Source organism: Alloprevotella tannerae ATCC 51259 (genome assembly GCF_000159995.1).
In the GTDB taxonomy this organism is placed as follows: Bacteria; Bacteroidota; Bacteroidia; order Bacteroidales; family Bacteroidaceae; genus Alloprevotella; species Alloprevotella tannerae.
This window is the reverse complement of sequence record NZ_GG700642.1, coordinates 1207378-1228234: the sequence shown is the minus strand read 5'-3', so window position 1 is coordinate 1228234 and position 20857 is coordinate 1207378. Positions and strand designations below refer to the sequence as shown.

Here is a 20857-nt window from a genome sequence, read left to right as displayed (position 1 = left end):
GTGTGGTATTATTGCTTACGTATGAAATAGCCATCGCGTTGTTCTATCTCGCCGACCTCAATCAGTGTCTGCAAAGCTGCGAGCGAGCGGTCGGTAGGTATGCCCGTCAGGTGAAATTCGTGGCGGGCGTGGGGGCGTCCATCGCTCAAGATGGTTGAAAATTTATCAATCAAATCAGTTATCTTAATCGACTTGTTTTTGCGTCCGATACAGATGTCGCAGTGTTGACAATCGTGGTCGGCCACTTCGCCAAAGTAGCGCAGGAGAAAGGTGCTGCGGCATTCTTTTGCTTCCTCGGCATAGCCGGCTATGCTCTCGATGCGTGTTTTATATTCCTCCTTGCGGTCGGCATAGACTTCGTCGGTGAAGACTAAATCTTTGCTGTCAAGACGACGGACGGTGTAAGTGATGCGCGGCACTTTCTTGCGCGGGATGTAGTGGAGGATGCGTCGGCGCGTGAGTTCCTTTAGCCCTTCATAGACCGCTTGTTGGCTGAGTCCGCTGTCGTGCATCAAATCGTCTTCGCGGATGAACGTATAATTGCTGAAGAGTCCGCCATAATTGCGCAAAAGCGATCGAATCAAGATTTCCTCCTCGTCGCCCGTGTCCAAGCGATATAATTCATCGCGGTCGAGGAGGAAAAGTACGCGCGACTGACTCTCATCTTCATCCTTGTAGTCCAGATAACCGGCGCGCGTCAGCAGGTTTAGGGCGCTGACGACGGGAACGGGGAAGAAACGGAACGTGCGACAAAAGCGCTCGAGATCAAACTCGCGCGTGACGCCTTCGCCGTCGCCCATCGCCATTTCATAATAGTAAGCCAGATGATCGTAAACGCGCCGTATGAAGTCGATCGCGGGAAATGTTTCGTTGATACGCCGCTTGAGTTTGCCGCTATCCGCCTTGCTGTGGAGCAAGACCGCGTAAGCCCGCTTCCCATCTCGGCCGGCGCGGCCCGCTTCTTGGTAGTAGGCCTCAATGGAATCAGGCATTTCAAAGTGGATCACAAGTCGCACATCGGCCTTATCAATCCCCATGCCAAAGGCATTGGTCGCTACCATCACGCGCGTTTGGCCTTGCTGCCACGATTTTTGGCGCACGTCTTTGTCAAGATTGGTCAAGCCGGCGTGATAATAGAACGCGCTGACACCGGCCGCGTTGAGCGCCTTCGCCAGTTCGCGGGCGCCGTCGCGTGATCGCGTATAGATGATGGCCGAACCGCGCACACTGTTGAGAATGTGGAGCAGTTCGGCTTCTTTGTTTTCCGTGGCGCGCACAATATAACTCAAATTGTCGCGCGCAAAACTCATTTGGAAGGTTTGTGCCGTCGGGCGAAATTGTAATTGCCTGCAAATGTCTTCCGCAACGCGAGGTGTGGCTGTCGCCGTGAGCGCTAAGATGGGGGCGTCGGGGAGCAGTTGGCGCACCGTGGAGATCCGGCGATACGCGGGGCGGAAGTCGTAACCCCATTGCGAGATGCAGTGAGCTTCATCTATGGTGATGAAACTCACATTCATATGCGAGAGGCGCGCTAAGAAGAGGTCCGAACTCAAACGCTCGGGCGAGACGTACAAAAGTGTGACGCCGCCGTAAACGCAATTGTCCAAGACGGTCAGGATCTCGCCGTGCGACATGCCGGCATAGATGGCGTAAGCTTTGATTCCGCGCTGTCGCAGGTGGTTTACTTGATCCTTCATCAAAGCTATGAGCGGCGTAATCACAAGGCAGACGCCGTCGGCAGCCAATGCGGGCACCTGAAACGTAATGCTCTTCCCGCCGCCCGTAGGCATAAGCCCGAGCGTGTCGTGCCCCGCCGAGATGCTCTGAATTATCTCTCGCTGAATCCCGCGAAAGTCTTCATAACCCCAATATTCGCCTAAGATTTCGGCAAATTTATCTCTACTCACAAGGGCGAATATCTTCGATTTGTAATTGTACGTCGCCGCGTTTGTGACTATTCTCCTCGATGGCGTAGCAAATGTCGAAGGCGCGTTTTGTTTTGATGTATCTCGCCCTGCTACTTTGTCCAAAGGCGATTCCATTCATAATATTGTTGCTCTTATTGTCGACCAATTCGAGTTTAATGTGTTCTTGGCCGCGGCCTACTACCTTGCTTGTGCCGTAGTCGTAGACGTGTTTTGTGCAGAAGAGCGGCTTCACGTTGTCGGGGCCGAAGGGCGAGAAGCGCCGCAGCTGTTTATAGAAGCCGAAATTGATGTCTTTGAAGTCTAAGACGGCGTCGATGTCAAGCGAAGCCTGTGTTTGTTCGTCAAGGATGTGCTTTTCGACGTAGGCTTCAAAGCGCTCCGTGAAGGCTGCCACGTTCTCGACCTTCAAAGATAGGCCTGCGGCATACGTATGTCCGCCGAAGTTTTCCAAGAGATCGCTGCAGTCGGCCACAGCTTTGTAGACATCAAAGCCCGAAACGCTCCGCGCAGATCCCGTTGCGACGCCCTCACTTTCCGTCAAGACGACGGCCGGTCGGTAATATTGCTCCGTCAGTCGCGAAGCCACGATGCCGATCACCCCTTTGTGCCACTCTTTATTATAGACTACGATCGCGCGGCGTTGTTCTAAGTCGGGCAAATGTCGCACTAAGTCCTCCGCTTGTTCCGTCATTTGCTTATCGATGTCCTTTCTCGCCTCGTTGTAGAGGTTGATTTTACCCGCCATTTCCAAGGCTGTCGTGTAATCGCGTTCGACCAGCAGACGCACAGCTTCCTTTCCGTTCTGAATACGTCCTGATGCATTGATGCGCGGGCCGATTTTGAAGATAATATCATTCATTGTCAGCTCGTGTTCAGTCAGTCCGCACACCTCGATGATGGCTTGCAGTCCGATCGAAGGGTTCGTATTGAGACAACGAAGCCCGTGCCAAGCCAAGATGCGGTTTTCGCCCATAATCGGCACTATATCTGCGGCGATGCTGACGGCGCAAAGATCCAGCAAGGGTACGAGTTTGTTAAATTCGATCCCATTGCTGATCGCGAAAGCCTGCATAAACTTGAAGCCAACGCCGCAACCGGAAAGGTGCGCGTAAGGATAATGATTATCTTGACGCTTCGGGTTAAGAATAGCCACGGCCGGCGGCAATTCAATGCCCGGCACGTGATGATCGCAGATGATAAAATCGATGCCTAAGCTGCGCGCGTAAGCTATTTCCTCGACCGCCTTGATGCCGCAGTCTAAGACGATGACTAAGCGCACGCCCGTTTCCGCCGCATAGTCAACGCCGGCGCGCGAAATGCCGTAACCCTCTTTGTAGCGGTCCGGAATATACGTATCGAGGTTAGAATAATACTGGCGCAAGAAGCGAAACACGAGCGCCACGGCCGTGCAGCCGTCTACGTCGTAGTCGCCATAGACCATCACGCGCTCATTTTGCAGCATGGCGCGGTTCAGTCGGTCCACGGCCGCTTGCATATCGTCCATCAGAAACGGATCGTGCAGTTCGGTGAGCTGAGGTCTGAAGAAGCGCTTCACCTCCTGTGGGTCGTGCAGTCCGCGATCCAGCAGGAGCTTCCCAAGTACGGGGTGTACGCCCGCTTCCTTGGCCAAGCGTGCGGCCTCAGCCGCTTGCTCCGGTGCCGTTTCCTTCAGGTTCCATTTGTATCGCATTATATATCATTTTTTTATTGTCTGAGTCAGCAGTGTCGGCTGTGCGCCAAAGCTGCTTTGCAGCTGCGCGGTTTTCAATTGCCGACAATTAGCAGGCTAAGATAGACAAAAAAAGTGGGATACGTTGGGCGTAGGTCTACAAATCACGATAAGTCTGTGCAGGTTTTTGCGTCGTGGGCTTGAGCGTCTCGTCGCTTCGGGTGCATATACGACAATCGGCGAGCCGCCTGCACGATCGTAGTGCAGAAAGCTCGCCGATGAAGTTATGAGGTCTGAACCTTATTCTTTTTCGAAAGATTTCAAAGAGCCATCGAGGTTGAAATCAACGTCATATTTTGAACGCGCTGTTTCAATGTCCGGAACGATGGTTCTTGGTTCGCCGCTAACCGTGTTCAGGCCAAGTCCAACCATCGTAAGCGGATTTTTCGTTTCGTCAAAATCAGGCAAAGATTTTGCTTTTTCCATCCACGTGTTAGCAATCTTTGCAACCGTCACAAACTTGAATTTGTCGAGGGGAATCAAGTTATCCTTCATTTCGCCGTCGCCGGAGAGTTGCACGGGTTGAGGATCCTCCCAAGAACCATTGGCATATTGATATTGATCTACGTTGTTCGGGCTGCTTGGGTCTTGAAGACAAATACTGATGCGGCCATCTTTGTAGAAAGTGGCTTCTTGGAAGATCATGATGCTCTTGCCCTTAAACTTCGGCAATTCGCGCAGCGCGTCTTCTGCCTTTTGCAGATATTCTGCATCCGTCAGTTTTTGTGCGTTTTCGTCAGACGTTGCGGCCGCAGCTGCTTTTGATACTGCTTTGCTGCCAAGACGAGATGCGAATCTACAAGATCCCATAGATAGGATCAAACCACTCAATAAGCAAATTTTTAAAATGCTTTTCATTGTTTGAAATTTAGGAATTTGTGGGCTGCAATGATTTGACTTGGAGCGTTGCTCGGCCGACTGCGCCCATTGTATCGACCCGAAACGCTTGTTTTTGATATCTGCAAAATTATGATTTTTGAACCTAAAATCGTATGAAGATACGACATTTAACCAATTTAATAAAACTTTACATCTACTGCTCTTGCGCGCCGTCGGGTATAAATTTCAATAAGTAGCTAAATGCTAAATCGTTGTGTGCTTTCTCGTGCGTACAGCCCTGATTTTTCTACGCCTGTCAGTCTGGTGCGCACCTTTGCGCTCGTGATAAAAAGAGCTTCACCTCGTGATGAAAAGAGCTTGCGCTCGTGATAAAAAAGGTTTCCTCTCGTGAGCGTACGTAGCGCAAGCGAGGCTTTGTCTTCAAATCGTGGACATAAAAGGGTAAAAATGAGGGAGAATGGGGCGGCATAAGGCGCGAGGAAAACGTGAGTAAGGCGTCGGAAGCATCCGAGGCATAGCCCTCGTGCCGTTGCGGTCGAAGTGGGGCGAACTATAGTCGTTGGTCCGTATTTTGTGCGGCTTACTGCCAAAGTTTACAAGGGCGCGCCGCGGGCAGAAGGTGCGCCGGCTGCGAAAATGAATAGGTCGGAAGGATGGCGAAAAGACACATTGAGGCCTCATAGCCTTTTCTTTCCGGCGGAAAAGGCTGCGCCGCGCGGTCGGAAGCGCTGCCGGCGTCCGGAAAAGCCGAAACGGCAGTTGTGCGTTAGCGGAAAGAGTCAGTCAGGAGTTTGATCTCGATAGCCGGCGATATGCGCTCGTAGAGGATATTGTAGACTGCGTCAAGAATAGGCATATTTACATGAAAATGCTTATTGATGCGCTTCATACAGGCCGTACCGTAGTAGCCCTCAGCTATCATTTCCATCTCTATTTGTGCATTCTTGACGCTGTAGCCTCGGCCGATCATCGTGCCAAAAACGCGGTTGCGAGAGAAATTGGAGTAGCCGGTCACGAGCAAGTCGCCCAAGTAGACGGAATCGTAGATGACGCGTTCGATAGGGTAGACGGCGCGGAGGAAACGGTCCATCTCCTGCACGGCATTGGAGATCAGGACGCTCTGGAAGTTGTCGCCATATTTCAAACCGTTGCAGATGCCGGCTGCGATGGCGTAGACGTTTTTCAAGACTGAGGAGTATTCGATGCCGATGACGTCGTCGCTCGTCTTCGTCTTGACATAGCTGCTGCCCATAAGGTCGGCAAAACTGCGGGAAAAGTCTTTGTCGGCTGAACCTATGGTCAGGTAAGTGAGTCGTCCGAGGGCCACTTCTTCAGCGTGGCTCGGGCCGCCGATGACGGCGAGGTTCTCGTCGGGGACGTTGTATATCTGGCGGAAATATTCGCTGCAAACTAAGTCTTCGTCGGGTATGATGCCCTTGATGGCCGTGATAATGTGCTTATCGTGGAGCTTGCGCTTCAGTTTGCGGAGGTGGTGCTTCACATAGGGGGAGGGGGTGACGAAAATCAGCGTGTCGCAGGTATCAACGGCAGTGTTGATGTCGCTCGAAAAAGTGATGCGCGACACATCAAAGCGCACGCTCGTCAGATATGAAGGGTTGTGCTCTAAACGCTTGAACTCGTCAATCTGCTCCGGGCGTCTGATGTACCAAACTATGTTGGGCACTTTTTCCAGTACCATCTTGGCGATCGCCGTTGCCCAACTGCCGCCGCCAAATATGGCTATTCTACCACAGTCCATAGCATAAGCCGACAGGCTTTCCCGTTGCGGTGGACGCGACGAGAAAGCCTGTCTTGTTTATTTGTGTAAGTGTGAAATCCATTCGCTGATCTCTTCGACGCCGGGGCGTGGGAGGTCGACGATTCCACGATATTTTTTTTGCAATTCGATGATTTGCTGTTGTATTTTTTGAGGCTTCTCTTCGGCCAGATTGCTGACGAGATTGTAACCCAACTTCTGCAAGACGGGAACGACATCTTCGGGGATGCCGATGGCGGTATAAGCGCTCACAGCATCGCGCGGCGGATTCTTTTCCGGACGCATCGTGGGGAAGAGCAATACTTCCTGAATGTAGCTTTGGCCCGTCATCAACATAACCAAGCGGTCGATGCCGATACCTATACCCGAGGTGGGCGGCATCCCATACTGCAAAGCGCGTAGGAAGTCTTGGTCGATGAACATCGCTTCGTCGTCGCCCTTTTCGCTGAGGCGGAGCTGATCTTGGAAACGCTCCTCTTGATCAATCGGGTCGTTGAGCTCGGAATATGCGTTGGCCAGTTCCTTACCATTGACCATCAGTTCGAAACGCTCGGTCAAGGCGGGATTATCCCTGTGCTTCTTCGTCAGCGGACTCATCTCGATGGGGTAATCTGTGATGAACGTGGGCTGAATAAAGGTGCCCTCGCAAAATTCGCCGAAGATCTCGTCGATAAGTTTGCCTTTGCCCATCGTTTCGTCGATCTCCATCTTCAATTCTTTGCAGATGGCGCGTATTTCGTCTTCGTTCTTGTCTGAAAGATCGTAGCCCGTCTTTTCGCGGATGGCTTCAAGAATCGGCAGGCGGCGGTAAGGCGCTTTGAAGCTAATGGTCTTGCCGTCGATAACCGTTTCCGTAGATCCATTAACCGCAATGCAGATGCGCTCAAGCAGACTTTCGGTGAAGCTCATCATCCAATTGTAATCTTTATATTGGACGTAGAGTTCCATACACGTAAACTCGGGGTTGTGGTTCTTGTCCATCCCTTCGTTGCGGAAGTTCTTGCCGATTTCGTAGACGCCCTCAAAACCGCCCACAATGAGTCGCTTCAAATAAAGTTCGGTGGCGATACGCAAATACAAATCAATGTCGAGCGAGTTGTGGTGCGTGATGAACGGACGCGCACTGGCGCCGCCCGCGATCGGCTGCAGGATGGGCGTTTCTACCTCCGTGTAGCCCGCTTCATCGAGTGCGTCGCGCAAAGTTTTGATGATAATGGAGCGCTTTCTGAACGTCTCCTTTACATCTGGGTTAACGATGAGGTCTACATAGCGCTGACGGTAGCGCAATTCGGGGTCTGAAAAGCCGTCGTACACTTCTCCGTCTTTTTCTTTCACAACCGGTAGCGGCCGAATGCTCTTGGAGAGGAACGTAAGCTTTTGGGCGTGGACGCTGATTTCGCCCGTCTGCGTACGAAACACGTAGCCCTCAACGCCGATAAAATCGCCCAGATCCAAAAGTTTCTTGAAAACGACGTTGTATAGCTCTTTATCTTCCGAGGGGCATATATCATCGCGCGTAATGTAGACTTGTATGCGCCCCTTTGAGTCCTGCAATTCTGCAAAACTGGCCTTGCCCATCACACGCCGGCTCATCAAGCGTCCGGCAATGCAGACGGTGCGCGGCGAAGCGTTGTCGTCGAAATTATTTCTTATTTCTTCTGAATAAGCATTGACCGGATATTCCGCAGCAGGGTAGGGATTGATACCCATCTTGCGCAATTCTTCCAGAGATTGACGCCTATTAAGCTCCTGTTCGCTCAGCTCCAGTAGATTCATCTTTTATATTCGTTGATTTTGAATGCAAAATTACTACTTTTGCGTCATTAATGCAAATATTAAGGAGGCGATGGAATACAAGAAGCTCTATACTGAAGAAGAGATTAAGGAACTTGCGCAATGGTTTGAGGCGCGTTACGATCGCTTGCCCGTATCTGTACGCATTGATGAGGCTACTTTTATTCCCGACCTGCGCAAGACGGCGCCGCTTTTGATTGATATGATGCTGTATCAACAAGAAAAACCGGCTTTTATGGGCGAGATTCATCAAATTTTCAGGCTTCGTGAGCGCCTGATAGCTGACGGAATGGATTGAACGGCCCATTCGCCGATGCGCGATGGGCTTTTCGCGGCGCGTAAGTTTGGCTTACGCTTCCATACATTATATATATAGGTGCGCCGACTTGGTTTTGCCTTTATGCCAACCGGCCTTTTATGCCTTAAAAGGCTTTCTAAACGTACAACCTTCTTTCCAGCGTGAGCAGCCGTAGGCCTCTCGTCCTTTAATGACTTTTCCTTGTCCGCAAAGAGGGCAGGTGCTGCCGGCGCGAATGCGTTTGGCTTTCGGACGATCAGGATCTGCGGTTGCGGCAGCTTGCTTCTTGCGCTTGTCGGTCGGGTTGGGGGCCGCTGTGACGTGACGATTGGAGTTGTCATTCAGAACCTCCGTCACGATATTGCCGATCATGGTTTTCATCCCCTCGATAAAAGTTTGCGGCTCATATTCTTTGCGCTCAATCTCTCGGAGTCGCTTCTCCCAAAGTCCGGTTAGCTCGGCACTCTTCAAGAGTTCTTCTTTGATCAATCCGATGAGTTCTACGCCCGTCGGGGTTGCAAACAAGGCCTTTCTGGTTTTCGTAATGTAATTGCGGCGAAAGAGCGTCTCGATAATGGCTGCGCGCGTCGAAGGTCGGCCGATGCCGTTCTCTTTCAGCAAATCGCGCAACTCTTCGTCCTCCACCGCCTTTCCGGCTGTCTCCATCGCGCGCAGCAGTGTGGCTTCCGTGTAAGGCTTCGGTGCTTGCGTTAATTTCTTTTGCAACGTAGGACGATGCGGCCCACTTTCGCCGACGGTAAAGGTTGGGAGCGTGCGCTCCTCGTCGCGATTTTCATTTTCTTCAGCCTCTTCTTCGCTTTTTTCTTTTTGGAAGACGCTCCGCCAGCCCGGTGTCAGAATTTCTTTGCCGCTCACTCGGAACAGCGTATCGCCTGCCTGTCCGAACACAGTCGTTGTGGCGAATTTGCAATCCGGATAAAAAATGGCAATGAAGCGTCGCGCGATCAAGTCGTACACATTGCGCTCTTCCGGCAGTAGGTTATCGGCCGCCTGCCCTGTAGGAATGATGGCGTGGTGGTCAGTTACCTTCGACGTGTCGAAGACTTTCTTTCGCTTGAGCAACTTCTCGCCGCGCAGCGGTTGGAGTAGCGGCGCGTAAGTTGTGCGCCCGATTCCGTTGAGTATGGTTTTACATTTCGGGTAAATATCTTCGCTTAAATAAGTCGTGTCCACACGCGGATAAGTCGTTACCTTCTTCTCGTAGAGCGCTTGGATTAGTTGTAAGGTCTTATCCGCCGAGTAGCCCCACTTTTTATTGCAGGCCACTTGCAAAGATGTCAGGTCAAACAAGCGCGGCGGCGCTTCCGTACCATTTTTCTTTTCTACGCTTTTTACCGTAAACGGCACATCTTGAATGGCCGCGAAAGCCCGTTGCCCTTCTTCTTCCGAGCGAAAACCCCGTTCTCCCTCTTTTAGTACAGCCGTAAAGGTCGTTTTGCGATAGATTGTGGCTAAGACCCAATAAGGTTCAGGCTTGAAATGCTCGATTTCGGCTTGTCGGCGCACGATCAGCGCCAACGTGGGCGTTTGTACGCGTCCGATGCTTAAAGGCGTACTGCCGCGCTGCCCATATTTCAGCGTATAAAGTCGCGTTGCGTTCATGCCGAGCACCCAATCGCCAATCGCACGACACAATCCGGCGGCATAAAGCGAGTCGTATTGCTGCTGCGTGCGCAAGGCGGCGAAACCCTCTCTGATCGCTTCGTCCGTCATTGAGGAAATCCACAGCCGCTTAACAGGACATTTGACGCCCGCCTTTTGCATGACCCATCGTTGGATCAGTTCGCCTTCCTGCCCGGCATCGCCGCAGTTGATAATCTCTTCCGCCGCAGCATAGAGTTGGCAGATAATATCAAATTGCTTTTGAATGCCGGCGTCCTGCTTCACCCTTATGCCGAAGCGCTGCGGGATCATAGGCAGGCGGCCCAAGCTCCAATATTTCCACTCCGGCGTATAGTCTTCTGGATATTTTAATTCGCAAAGGTGGCCAAAGGTCCACGTCACTTGGTAGCCGTTGCCCTCCAAGTAACCCTCACATTGCTTTGTCGCCCCCAAGATGCGGGCGATGTCGCGTGCAACGCTTGGTTTCTCTGCTATACATACAATCATCGGTAGTCAAATTTATTGTGTGCTTTGTGCTGCTTCGAGTAGTCGGCTGCTTGCTTCGAGTCGGTCTACGATGCGTTGCAAGTCGAGCGGAGCTTCCTCCTTATAAATATGGTCGCGCTCCGGCATCCAAATGGCGTCGGCCGTGCTTACGACCACTTCAATCTCGTGCGTCGAAACCAATATGGCTTTGCCTTCCTCGTGCGCCAGTTTGCTGAGGAGCCGCATCAGTTCGCGCTTCGACGGATAATCGAGAAAGGCCGTCGGCTCGTCGAGCAGGATGGCTGGCGTAGCTTGCGCCAAAGCTCGGGCCAGCATCACCCGTTGGCGTTCCCCATCGCTAAGGGTCGAGAAGAGGCGCCGCCTGAAGCGCGTAGTGTTCGTCTGCACCATAGCTCGCTCCACGGCCGCTTGGTCTGCATCGTTTAGCAAGCCCCAGAAAGCCGTGTGGGGGCCTCGCCCCGTCGCTACGACTTCTTCTGCCGTCATCAGCGTTGCTTCCGGTCGGCTCGTCAACACGATGCTGACGCGCCGCGCCAAGTCTTTCGGGCGGAGGGCCGAGATGCGTTCGCCGCCAACATACAATTCGCCGCCCAGGGAAGGCTGCAAACCGGCCAATGTGCGGAGCAGCGTACTCTTGCCGCAACCGTTGGGCCCAATGAGCGCAGTCAGCGTGGCGCATTTCAAGCTGCCTGTCAATTGCATCCCTACAATTTTCTGCCGGCGTCTGTGCCCGTAGCCGATCGACAAATCTTCGAAGGCGATGGGCGCATCGGGCGAAAAGAAGGGGGTAACAATGGGCGAAGCAAACTTTTTCATCGCTGCGAAGTTACGCATTTTTACCTATTTCTCGTGCCTTTCCGATCGATTAGCTGCCTTCTCGCTTCCCGCCGCGTTGGCCTTCTGTGCCTCTTCGTACCAAGTGTGGCGGGGCAGGGTGGGGTCATGATTGCGCTCATCCGTCGGCCGAAAAAGTATGCCGCCTTTTCTGCTCCATCGCGGCTGCTTCGGAGGTAGCTCCGCCGCGATTTTCTGTTGTTCCTGCCCGCTTTTCTGTTGCTTTTCGCCCGTCTTTTTTTTCGTTTGCCGGCAGCAAACTATCGTTTGGTGGGAGCATACTATGGTTTGGTGGCGGCAAACGATGGTTTGGTGGGAGCAAACGAAAAGAATATCCGATCAACGCCCGCTCAAATGCCCCCTTTTGCCTTAAAAATCAGCATAGAAAGACGATGAAGTCCTGCTTCGTACTGTCGGTTTTGTGCGTGAGGTCTGCAAAAAAAATATTTTTGCGCTGCGTTTTTATATCTCGACAATACAAAATCGGGGTCTGAAATGATAAAACGCTTTATTCTTAGCGCAAAGACTTGCCGTTTACTTTTGAAAAGTGGTAAATTTGCCGGATAAAATGATTATGTAGCGGTGAAAATGATGATAAAACCTGAATGGATATTTGAGACAAGTTGGGAAGTTTGCAATAAAGTGGGCGGCATCTACACCGTCCTTTCTTCTCGCGCCAAGGTTTTGAGCGCTACGATGGGCAAACACCTCGTATTCATTGGTCCTGATGTTTGGAAAGACAAAGAGAATCCTGATTTTACAGAAGATAAGCGTCTCTATCCCGCTTGGCGCAAAACCGCTGCCGATGCCGGTTTGTCTGTAAGGATAGGGCGGTGGAATATTCCGGGAGAACCGGTGGCCGTACTCATAGATTTTACGCCCTTTTTCGAGCGTAAGAATGAAATCTACGGCCTGTCATGGCAGTATTTCAATGTCGATTCGCTCCACGCTTATGGCGATTATGACGAAGCTTCGATGTTCTCTTACGCTGCCGGACATTTCGTCTCGCTACTCCTGCGTGCCCGCCTGCTGAGTGAGCACGGCGTAATCTACCAAGCCCACGAATGGATGTCGGGTTTGGGTATGCTCCACCTGAAGCGCGAGTTTCCCGCTGTGGCTACGATCTTCACGACTCACGCCACGAGCATCGGGCGCTCAATAGCGGGCAATAATAAGCTCCTCTACAAATATTTTTCGGGCTACAACGGAGATCAGATGGCCCGCGAGCTACATATGGAAGCCAAACACAGCATCGAGAAGCAGAGTGCTTGGGGGGCTGATTGCTTTACGACGGTTAGTTCGTTTACCGACGCAGAATGTCGCCAACTACTTGATAAGTCGGCCGACGTAGTGTTGCCCAACGGTTTCGATAAAGCCTTCGTCCCGAACGCCCGCCGCTTCGCGACGCTGCGTAAAAAGGCTCGTCGACGTCTGTTTGACGTTGTCTGCGCACTGACGGGCCGTATGCCAGCCGATGATACTGTCGTAGTCTCTACGAGTGGGCGCAACGATTATCGCTGCAAAGGTTTCGACGTTTATATCGACGCTTTGGCCGCCCTCAATCGCCGACTAAAAGCTGCGACCGACTACAACGGGCCGCGCATCTTGGGCCTGATCGAAGTGCCTTGCTGGATGCGTGGGCCGCGCGCCGATGTGCTGGCTCGGCTAAAAGGAGAGAGTGGCGCTGAAAATGCGTTGCCGATGCCGCAAATCTCGCACGACCTTTATAATATGAGCGAGGACCGCATCTTGCAAACGATACAAGCGAGCGGACTTTCAAACGGGCCGGACGATAAGGTCGACGTCCTGCTCATACCCTGCTACCTCGACGGGCGAGATGGCATCTTCGACATTTCTTATTATGATATGCTGCCGGCGAATGACGCTTGCATTTATCCGTCTTACTACGAACCTTGGGGCTATACACCGCTTGAGGCTGCTGCTTTTGGCTTGCCTTGTATCACAACGGACCTTTCGGGCTTCGGACAATGGACAACGAGCACGCTGCAACAGGCTACAACGCTTGCCGATGGGGTGATGGTCTTGCATAGAGATGACGACAACTACGGCGATTTGGTGGAGGCTATCTCGGGAACGATTCTTCGCCTCGCAACTACGTCTGCGGAGGATCGCAAGCAAGCCGGACGCAAAGCAAAAGCGCTTGCAGCCAAAGCGGAGTGGGCGCATTTTATTAAATATTACTTCGACGCTTATCAATTTGCCCTCCAAAAGACCGCAAAGAAAAGCTGATTACTATAAAGTATAAAATATAGAAACTACAATATCGTTATGAAAGTAAAAACAAACAACGCCAACGAGCCGATATGGAGTGAGGTGACGGTTAAAAATCATATTCCTGCAGAACTGAAAAAGCTCGACGAACTCGCACACAATCTTTGGTGGTCGTGGAATCCGGAATGCGTGAACCTTTTCCGCTGTTTGGACAAAGATCTCTACAAGGACGTTGGAAAAAATCCTATCGAACAACTCTCTATGCTTGGCTTCGACAGGCTGAGTGAAGTCTCCAAAGACGAAAAGTTTATCGCGGAGATGGATAGGGTGTATAAAAACTTTCGCGAATACATCGACGTGGAGCCTGATCACACGCGTCCAAGCGTGGCTTACTTCTGCATGGAGTATGGACTGACGCACGTGCTCAAAATATACTCCGGCGGTCTCGGCATCTTGGCCGGCGACTACCTCAAAGAGGCTTCTGATAGCAACGTAGACTTATGTGCTATCGGCTTTCTCTATCGTTATGGCTACTTTACCCAAAGCATCTCGATGGATGGTGGGCAGTTCGCCAACTATGAAGCGCAAGACTTCGACCGTCTTCCGATCGAGCGCCTTTTAGATAAAGACGGCAATCAGGTCATCATAGATGTGCCGTTTCCGGATAACGTCACCATTCACGCAGCGGTTTGGCGCGTGAACGTAGGACGCATCTCTCTTTATTTATTAGACACGGATATCCTTCAAAATGCCGAGTATGATCGTTCTATTACCCATACCTTGTACGGCGGCGATTGGGAGAACCGCTTGCGCCAAGAGTACTTGTTGGGCGTCGGTGGCGTCTTACTTTTGAAAAAGTTGGGCATCAAGAAAGATATTTACCACTGCAACGAAGGCCACGCAGCTTTGTGCAACGTGCAACGCCTCGTAGATTATACAGAAAGCGGCTTAGACTTTGGCCAGGCGCTCGAACTCGTGCGCGCTTCTTCTCTTTATACGGTTCATACGCCTGTTCCTGCAGGCCACGATTACTTTGACGAAGGACTTTTTGGGAAGTATTTGGGTTGGGTTCCGGAGCGCTTGGGCATTTCTTGGAACGACTTTATCGGTTTAGGCCGAATGAATGACGAAGATCACGGAGAGAAGTTCTGTATGTCCACGTTCTTGTGTAAAACATGTCAGGAGGTAAACGGCGTTAGCAAGCTCCACGGCGAAGTTAGCCGAGAGATGTTTAACGGTATTTGGCGCGGATATTTTCCGGAAGAGAGCCACGTTGGCTACGTTACAAACGGCGTTCACCTTCCCACGTGGATTGCCCACGAGTGGCGGACTGTCTTTGAAAAATACTTTGATTCCGACTTTATGAAAGACCAAAGTAATCCCGCTTACTGGGAACGCATTTACGAAATTCCGGATGCCGTGATTTGGGATACTCGCATTCGTCTTAAGAATCGCCTCATTAAGTATATCCGCGACCGCTTTCGTGAAAGCTGGCTCAAGAATCAGGGCGACCCGTCGCGTGTCGTTTCGCTGCTCGACAAGATTCGCCCCAACGCGCTCTTAATCGGCTTCTCGCGCCGCTTTGCCACGTATAAGCGCGCCCACTTGCTGTTTAGCGATCTCGAACGTCTGAAAAAGATTGTCAACAACCCCGATTACCCCGTCCAATTTATCTTTGCCGGCAAGGCGCATCCCGCCGATGGCGCCGGACAAGGCTTGATCAAGCGCATTTACGAAATATCTCAGCAGCCGGAGTTCATAGGTAAGATCCTCTTCCTTGAGAATTACGATATGGAGCTGGCGCACCGCCTCGTTTCCGGCGTAGATATTTGGCTCAACATGCCGACGCGCAAGATGGAGGCTTCGGGAACGTCGGGCGAGAAGGCGCAAATGAACGGCGTACTCAACTTCTCCGTGCTCGACGGATGGTGGTATGAAGGCTACAGAGAGGGAGCCGGCTGGGCGCTGTCCGCAACGCGCACTTATCAGAACCAAGAGCAGCAGGACCGCCTTGACGCACTGACCATCTACTCTATGTTGGAGCAAGAGATCATTCCGCTCTATTACGCTCGCAACAGATTTGGTTACAGCGAGAATTGGGTTCGTTTCGTTAAGGATTCGTTTGCCAAGATCACGCCTCATTATACGATGAAACGACAGTTGGACGACTATTACAAAAAGTTCTATAAGCCCGAAGCTAAACACTTCAAGCAACTGACGAAAAATGACAACGAAACCGCCAAGGATTTGGCAGCGTGGAAGGAAGAAGTCGTTGCACGCTGGGACGACGTGCGTGTCGTTAGCACCGACGATCCTGCGGGCGTGCTCAATGGGCAGTTGATCAGCGGCACACCATTTACGATCCGCCACGTCGTAGACGAGCAAGGCTTGGACAATGCCATCGGCATCGATATGGTCATCATCTCCAACCGCGATGGAAGCGAGCATTTCCGCGCAGCCATTCCGATGAACGTTGTCGGACATGAAGGCAACAACTACACGTTCGAGTTGACCGACAGTATAGATTTCACGGGTAGTTTCAAGATTGGCTTCCGCATGTATCCGAAGCACCCCGCTTTGGCCCATCGCCAAGATTTCTGCTACGTACGTTGGTTTAGATAAAATACAGTTCTAAGTATAAAGTGTTCCGCCGCGCACGTCTCGCGGCGGAACATTTTTAGCTCCATCTTCACTTATACATCATCTCAATCCTTATGCAAATCACCACAACCGAACTGCTCAAGCCGCTTGGCATAGCTGCGCTCAACCCGATGCAGCAATCAGCGCTCGAGGTCATAGGCAGCGGGCGCCACGTCCTCCTGTTATCGCCGGCGGGCACGGGTAAGACGCTCGCTTTTCTCATTCCGCTTACCTTGCAACTGGATGCGGAGCGCGACCAACTGCAAGCGCTCGTCATTTGTCCCACGCGTGAACTCGCACAGCAAAACGAGGCCGTCTTTCGCTCGATGAAGACGCCGCTTAGAAGCATTTCCCTTTACGGCGGACGCCCCACGATGGACGAACATCGCCGTTTGCGTGAGATCAAGCCGCAGATCGTTTTTGCTACCCCCGGTCGCTTGCTCGATCACGTGCAGAAGGGTAACGTAGAGACGCAGTTTGCCACCCGCCTCTTCATAGACGAATACGACAAGTGCCTCGAATTGGGTTTTCAAGCCGAGATGGCCGCCCTCTTAGCCGCTTTTGGCCGTGTACGACAATACGTTTTGACTTCAGCTACGACGGCTATCGACGTGCCGGCCTTCATCGATGAGGCAGGCAGTAGGCTCAATTTCTTGCCGGAGTCTAAAGACCAACGCACGACGACGCTCCTCGTGCCCTCGCCCGACAAGGACAAACTCGATACCCTGGCGCGCTTGCTTAGTTATGTCAAAGGTGCACCCGCCATCGTCTTCGTAGCCCATCGCGAGAGTACGGAGCGCATCGGTCGCTACTTGCGTGAGCAGGGTTTCATCGCACAGATCTACCACGGCGGTATGGAGCAAGACGACCGCGAGCGCTCTTTGTATAAGTTTCGCGCCGGCAGTAGCAACGTACTCGTAGCCACCGATCTGGCCGCTCGCGGATTGGACATCCCCGAGGTGCGTGCCGTTGTCCATTATCATCTTCCGCTCAACGCCGACGACTTCACGCATCGCTCCGGTCGCGCCACGCGTTGGGACAACGAGGGGACGGCCTACGTCATCAAAGGCCCGGCCGAGACGCTGCCCGATTTTATTCACGCCGATGGGGAAGTCTGCGTCGACGATCAACCGATCGCCGCGCAGCGTCCGGTTTGGACTTCGCTCTACATAGGGCGCGGAAAGAAGGACAAACTCAGCAAGATGGACATCGTAGGTTTTCTTTGCAAGAAAGGCGGATTGAAGGCCAACGACATCGGCCGCATCGACGTAGTCGACCATCACGCCTACGTCGCCGTAAGTACGGCCCGCTTGAAGACCGTTTTGCAACGCATAAGCGGAGAAAAAATCAAGAATATGAAGACGCTCATCGAGCCGATGCGCAGTTGAACGGCCCAAAGTTCGGCAGCGCCTCACGCTTTCTGATAAACGCTGCGAGCACCCGCCCTACTTGTTTCGCAAGTCCTTACGCGTGCTCGCAGCGCTTTGTTTTTTATTGGCTAATACTTCACTCTGTAATGCTGCCGCGGCCCATTTTTAGCCTTCGTTGCCTCAAGGTGGCCAATACCTTCCGCAATTGAGTTTATCATATCGCCAACGGCCATGCTTCCCACGCGCAAACCGCCTTTGAAAGTCGTGCGAAAATCCCTCGTCCGCCTGATTGTTTATCACCGAAGTCTTACCTTTTTCGTTTTCGCTCGTGATAAAAAAGGTTTACGCTCACGATAAAAAGACCTTGCGCTCGTGATGAAAAAGGTTTGCCCTCACGATAAAAAACGCCTGCGGCCGATTGTTGTATCCACCCATCCGCGTCATTTCGCGTATTTTTCCTTGCCCTCCTCGTTTTTATTGGCGTGAAACTTCAGTGCGAAAAGGCTGCGCCCGATTGCCGGCCCTTTGTCGTCGGTCGATAGATCGTTGTCAGCAAAGCAAAAGACGCGCGGAGAAAACGATAGCCCACGGGGGTGGGGCGAAGCAGAAGAAAATGAGCTTATTATTTTGCCCGCCGACTTTGGCCGCCTATCTTTGCACAAGAAACTCGAAAAAAGATGAAAACATATCTTGTGACAGGCGCTGCCGGCTTTATCGGCGCAAACTACTTAAAGTATATATTGAAAAAATACGACGATGTGCGCGTCGTAGCCTTAGACTTGCTCACCTATGCGGGCTATCTGGGCACTATCGCCGACGACATCGATGAGAAGCGCTGCTTCTTCGTGCGCGGAGACATTGGTGATCGCAAGTTGGTCGACGATCTGTTTGCTAAATATCATTTCGACGTGGTCGTAAACTTTGCCGCCGAGAGCCACGTGGACCGCAGCATCGAAAATCCGCAACTCTTCCTGCAAACAAATATTCTCGGTACGCAGAATTTGCTGGATTGTGCGCGCCGCGATTGGGTGACCGGCAAGGACGAACAGGGCTACCCGACGTGGAAAACAGGCGTTCGCTTTCACCAAGTTTCGACGGATGAGGTCTATGGCAGTCTGGGCGATACAGGTTTCTTTACGGAGGATACGCCGCTCCAGCCCCACAGCCCTTATTCTGCGTCGAAGACGAGTGCGGACTTGGTGGTCTGCGCTTATCGCGACACGTATCGTATGCCCGTCAGCATCACGCGCTGCTCGAACAACTACGGGCCGTATCAATTTCCGGAGAAACTCATTCCGCTTGTGATCAATAATATCTTGCAAGGCAAACCTTTGCCCATCTATGGCAAGGGCTTGAACATCCGCGATTGGTTGTACGTGGAGGATCATTGTAAGGCGATAGATTTGGTGGTGAACAAGGCGGCCGATGGCAGTATCTACAACGTCGGCGGGCATAACGAGCGCCAAAATATTCAGATCGTGAAGACGATTCTGCAAACCGTGCGCCGCATTATGGAGGAGAACGAAAGCTATCGTCAACTCCTGCGCGGCGAGCAAGGGGTGGAGGGCATCGATGAACGCATGATTACCTTCGTGAAAGACCGCCTCGGCCACGATCAGCGCTATGGTATCGACCCCTCTAAAATCAAAGTCGATTTGGGTTGGTATCCGGAAACGACATTTGAGGTCGGCATTGAAAAAACCGTGCGTTGGAACCTCGAGCATCACGATTGGATCGAAGCCGTATCGGGCTCTGATTATCAACATTACTACGAAAAAATGTACGGCTCGCGCTAAACATACAGTTAAAAGAGACGCCCCGAAGCGGATTCCGCTTCGGGGCGTTTTGTATGTAGCGCTCGGCAAGCCCGGCCTTATACTCGTTGGCGCTTAGCGCAAGATCGTCGCTTCGCGATCAGGGCTCACGGAGATAATCTTGATCGGCGTCTCCAGTGCGCGCTCCAAATAAGCAATGTAAGCAGCGAAAGCAGGCGGGAAATCTTTTTCTTCGCGAATCTCCGTCAAGGGCGTTTCCCAGCCGGGCAGCGTTTCGTAGACGGCCGTCCAACCTGTGGAGTCGAAAGGCATCTCTTCGGTTCGTTCACCTGCCTTCTCGTAGGCCGTACAGACCTTGATCTCCTTAAAAGTATCGAGCACGTCGCTCTTCATCATTACTAAATCGGTCACGCCATTGATCATTATGGCGTACTTTAACTGCACAAGATCTACCCAACCGCAACGGCGGTCGCGCCCGGTAACAGCTCCGTATTCGTGACCGATACGTCGCAGCTCGTTGCCCGTTTCGTCGAAGAGTTCTACGGGGAACGGGCCGGCGCCAACGCGGGTAGAATAGGCCTTGAATATACCATAAACGTGGCCGATTCGATGGGGCGCAACGCCCAGTCCGGTGCAGACGCCGCCAATCGTCGTCGACGAAGACGAAACAAAGGGATACGTGCCGTGATCTATGTCGAGCATAGAGCCTTGTGCGCCCTCAGCCAAGACAGATTTGCCTTCGCGGAGGAGTTTGTTTAACTCTACTTCCGTGTCTTTCAGTTGGAATTGGCGCATATATTCTACGCCAGCAAACCATTCTTGCTCTGTTTCGGTAAGATCGTAATCTGTGAAATTCAGATCGCGTAAGATTTGCTCGTGGCGCGCCTTTAGCGCCTTATACTTGGCTTCAAAATTGTCTAAAATGTCACCTACGCGTAAGCCGATGCGTGCGGCTTTGTCAGAATAGGCAGGGCCGATGCCTTTACCCGTAGTCCCGACCTTGTTTTTCCCTTTGGCCGCCTCGTAAGCGCGGTCAAGCAGGCGGTGAGTTGGGAGGATCAAATGCGCTCGCCGACTGATGTGCAAGCGATCTATGAGCGAATAGCCCGCCGTTTCAAGTTCACGCGCTTCGTTCATAAAGAGATCCGGTGCGATCACGCAACCATTACCAATGATATTCAGTTTGCCTTCATCAAAAATACCGGAAGGAATAGAGCGTAAAACGAATTTCTTCCCTTCAAATATAATGGTGTGTCCCGCATTAGGGCCGCCGGCGAATCGAGCTACAACGTCGTAGCGTGGCGTAAAATAATCGACGACCTTACCTTTTCCTTCATCGCCGAAGACAATGCCCAACAAAGCATCAACTTTTCCTTGTGTCATAGGTTTTATTTGCTGATTGTTTTCTTTAGTGGTGCTACAAAATTACGCCAAGAGCCGCGAAGAGCAAAATAAATACAAGCTTATTTTCTACCAATTTTTAAGTATGTCGGGTGCGGCGGCGTTCAAG

14 protein-coding genes are annotated in these 20857 nt (G+C 52.1%); 5 read left to right on the top strand and 9 right to left on the bottom strand.

All coding sequences use genetic code 11. The annotated features are described in order from the left end of the window. Positions 1-8: 8 nt before the first annotated feature. The 5 genes from GCWU000325_RS05105 to lysS all read right to left on the bottom strand — a co-directional run bounded on the left by GCWU000325_RS05105 (position 9) and on the right by lysS (position 8050). The gene (locus GCWU000325_RS05105; RefSeq protein ID WP_006255142.1) at positions 9-1907 is read right to left on the bottom strand and encodes a RecQ family ATP-dependent DNA helicase; all 1899 of its coding nucleotides are present in this window, start codon (positions 1905-1907) and stop codon (positions 9-11) included. Next, the gene (recJ, locus tag GCWU000325_RS05100; RefSeq protein ID WP_006255141.1) at positions 1900-3618 is read right to left on the bottom strand and encodes a single-stranded-DNA-specific exonuclease RecJ; all 1719 of its coding nucleotides are present in this window, start codon (positions 3616-3618) and stop codon (positions 1900-1902) included. The genes GCWU000325_RS05105 and recJ overlap by 8 nt, the downstream gene beginning before the upstream one ends. Positions 3619-3897: 279 nt before the next feature. After that, positions 3898-4515: a hypothetical protein gene (locus GCWU000325_RS05095; protein ID WP_006255140.1), complete on the bottom strand. Its 618-nt coding sequence runs from the start codon at positions 4513-4515 to the stop codon at positions 3898-3900. A gap of 748 nt (positions 4516-5263) precedes the next feature. Next, on the bottom strand, positions 5264-6256 hold the full coding sequence (locus tag GCWU000325_RS05090; RefSeq protein WP_006255136.1) for an NAD(P)H-dependent glycerol-3-phosphate dehydrogenase: 993 nt from the start codon (positions 6254-6256) through the stop codon (positions 5264-5266). A 57-nt stretch (positions 6257-6313) separates the two neighbouring features. Continuing rightward, positions 6314-8050, bottom strand: a complete 1737-nt coding sequence (lysS, locus tag GCWU000325_RS05085; protein WP_006255135.1) for a lysine--tRNA ligase — start codon at positions 8048-8050, stop codon at positions 6314-6316. A 70-nt stretch (positions 8051-8120) separates the two neighbouring features. Here lysS and GCWU000325_RS05080 point away from each other — a divergent pair, with 70 nt between their 5' ends. Continuing rightward, the gene (locus GCWU000325_RS05080) at positions 8121-8366 is read left to right on the top strand and encodes a DUF6965 family protein (protein WP_040599362.1); all 246 of its coding nucleotides are present in this window, start codon (positions 8121-8123) and stop codon (positions 8364-8366) included. 117 nt (positions 8367-8483) lie between these two features. On the opposite strand, the gene GCWU000325_RS05075 is transcribed toward GCWU000325_RS05080, so the two are convergent. From GCWU000325_RS05075 to GCWU000325_RS11960, 3 genes are all read right to left on the bottom strand, one after another. Continuing rightward, positions 8484-10496, bottom strand: a complete 2013-nt coding sequence (locus GCWU000325_RS05075) for a DNA topoisomerase 3 (RefSeq protein ID WP_006255133.1) — start codon at positions 10494-10496, stop codon at positions 8484-8486. Positions 10497-10508: 12 nt separating this feature from the next. Continuing rightward, entirely contained in the window at positions 10509-11312 is an 804-nt protein-coding gene (locus tag GCWU000325_RS05070; protein WP_211205525.1) for an ABC transporter ATP-binding protein, read from the bottom strand. 136 nt (positions 11313-11448) lie between these two features. Further along, positions 11449-11610 (bottom strand): hypothetical protein, encoded by a 162-nt coding sequence (locus GCWU000325_RS11960; RefSeq protein WP_006255131.1) that lies wholly within the window; start codon positions 11608-11610, stop codon positions 11449-11451. A 308-nt stretch (positions 11611-11918) separates the two neighbouring features. On the opposite strand from GCWU000325_RS11960, the gene GCWU000325_RS05065 reads away from it, so the two are divergent. The 4 genes from GCWU000325_RS05065 (at position 11919) to rfbB (ending at position 19368) form a co-directional block, all read left to right on the top strand. After that, positions 11919-13580, top strand: a complete 1662-nt coding sequence (locus GCWU000325_RS05065) for a glycosyltransferase (protein ID WP_006255129.1) — start codon at positions 11919-11921, stop codon at positions 13578-13580. A 39-nt stretch (positions 13581-13619) separates the two neighbouring features. After that, entirely contained in the window at positions 13620-16184 is a 2565-nt protein-coding gene (gene glgP, locus GCWU000325_RS05060) for an alpha-glucan family phosphorylase (RefSeq protein WP_006255128.1), read from the top strand. Positions 16185-16276: 92 nt separating this feature from the next. Next, positions 16277-17590, top strand: coding sequence for a DEAD/DEAH box helicase (locus GCWU000325_RS05055; protein ID WP_006255127.1), 1314 nt, complete (start codon positions 16277-16279; stop codon positions 17588-17590). A 659-nt stretch (positions 17591-18249) separates the two neighbouring features. Continuing rightward, positions 18250-19368: a dTDP-glucose 4,6-dehydratase gene (gene rfbB, locus GCWU000325_RS05050; RefSeq protein WP_006255124.1), complete on the top strand. Its 1119-nt coding sequence runs from the start codon at positions 18250-18252 to the stop codon at positions 19366-19368. 93 nt (positions 19369-19461) lie between these two features. On the opposite strand, the gene GCWU000325_RS05045 is transcribed toward rfbB, so the two are convergent. Further along, complete coding sequence (locus GCWU000325_RS05045; RefSeq protein ID WP_006255123.1) at positions 19462-20730, bottom strand: adenylosuccinate synthase; 1269 nt, start codon at positions 20728-20730, stop codon at positions 19462-19464. Positions 20731-20857 lie beyond the last annotated feature (127 nt).

Coding starts and splice junctions, on each gene's coding strand:
- GCWU000325_RS05075 (WP_006255133.1), bottom strand. CDS start 10,496: ATGATTGTATGTATAGCAGAGAAACCAAGCGTTGCACGCGACATCGCC.
- GCWU000325_RS05090 (WP_006255136.1), bottom strand. CDS start 6,256: ATGGACTGTGGTAGAATAGCCATATTTGGCGGCGGCAGTTGGGCAACG.
- GCWU000325_RS05080 (WP_040599362.1), top strand. CDS start 8,121: ATGGAATACAAGAAGCTCTATACTGAAGAAGAGATTAAGGAACTTGCG.
- glgP (WP_006255128.1), top strand. CDS start 13,620: ATGAAAGTAAAAACAAACAACGCCAACGAGCCGATATGGAGTGAGGTG.
- rfbB (WP_006255124.1), top strand. CDS start 18,250: ATGAAAACATATCTTGTGACAGGCGCTGCCGGCTTTATCGGCGCAAAC.
- GCWU000325_RS11960 (WP_006255131.1), bottom strand. CDS start 11,610: ATGCTCCCACCAAACGATAGTTTGCTGCCGGCAAACGAAAAAAAAGAC.
- GCWU000325_RS05070 (WP_211205525.1), bottom strand. CDS start 11,312: ATGAAAAAGTTTGCTTCGCCCATTGTTACCCCCTTCTTTTCGCCCGAT.
- recJ (WP_006255141.1), bottom strand. CDS start 3,618: ATGCGATACAAATGGAACCTGAAGGAAACGGCACCGGAGCAAGCGGCT.
- GCWU000325_RS05045 (WP_006255123.1), bottom strand. CDS start 20,730: ATGACACAAGGAAAAGTTGATGCTTTGTTGGGCATTGTCTTCGGCGAT.
- lysS (WP_006255135.1), bottom strand. CDS start 8,050: ATGAATCTACTGGAGCTGAGCGAACAGGAGCTTAATAGGCGTCAATCT.
- GCWU000325_RS05055 (WP_006255127.1), top strand. CDS start 16,277: ATGCAAATCACCACAACCGAACTGCTCAAGCCGCTTGGCATAGCTGCG.
- GCWU000325_RS05065 (WP_006255129.1), top strand. CDS start 11,919: ATGATGATAAAACCTGAATGGATATTTGAGACAAGTTGGGAAGTTTGC.
- GCWU000325_RS05095 (WP_006255140.1), bottom strand. CDS start 4,515: ATGAAAAGCATTTTAAAAATTTGCTTATTGAGTGGTTTGATCCTATCT.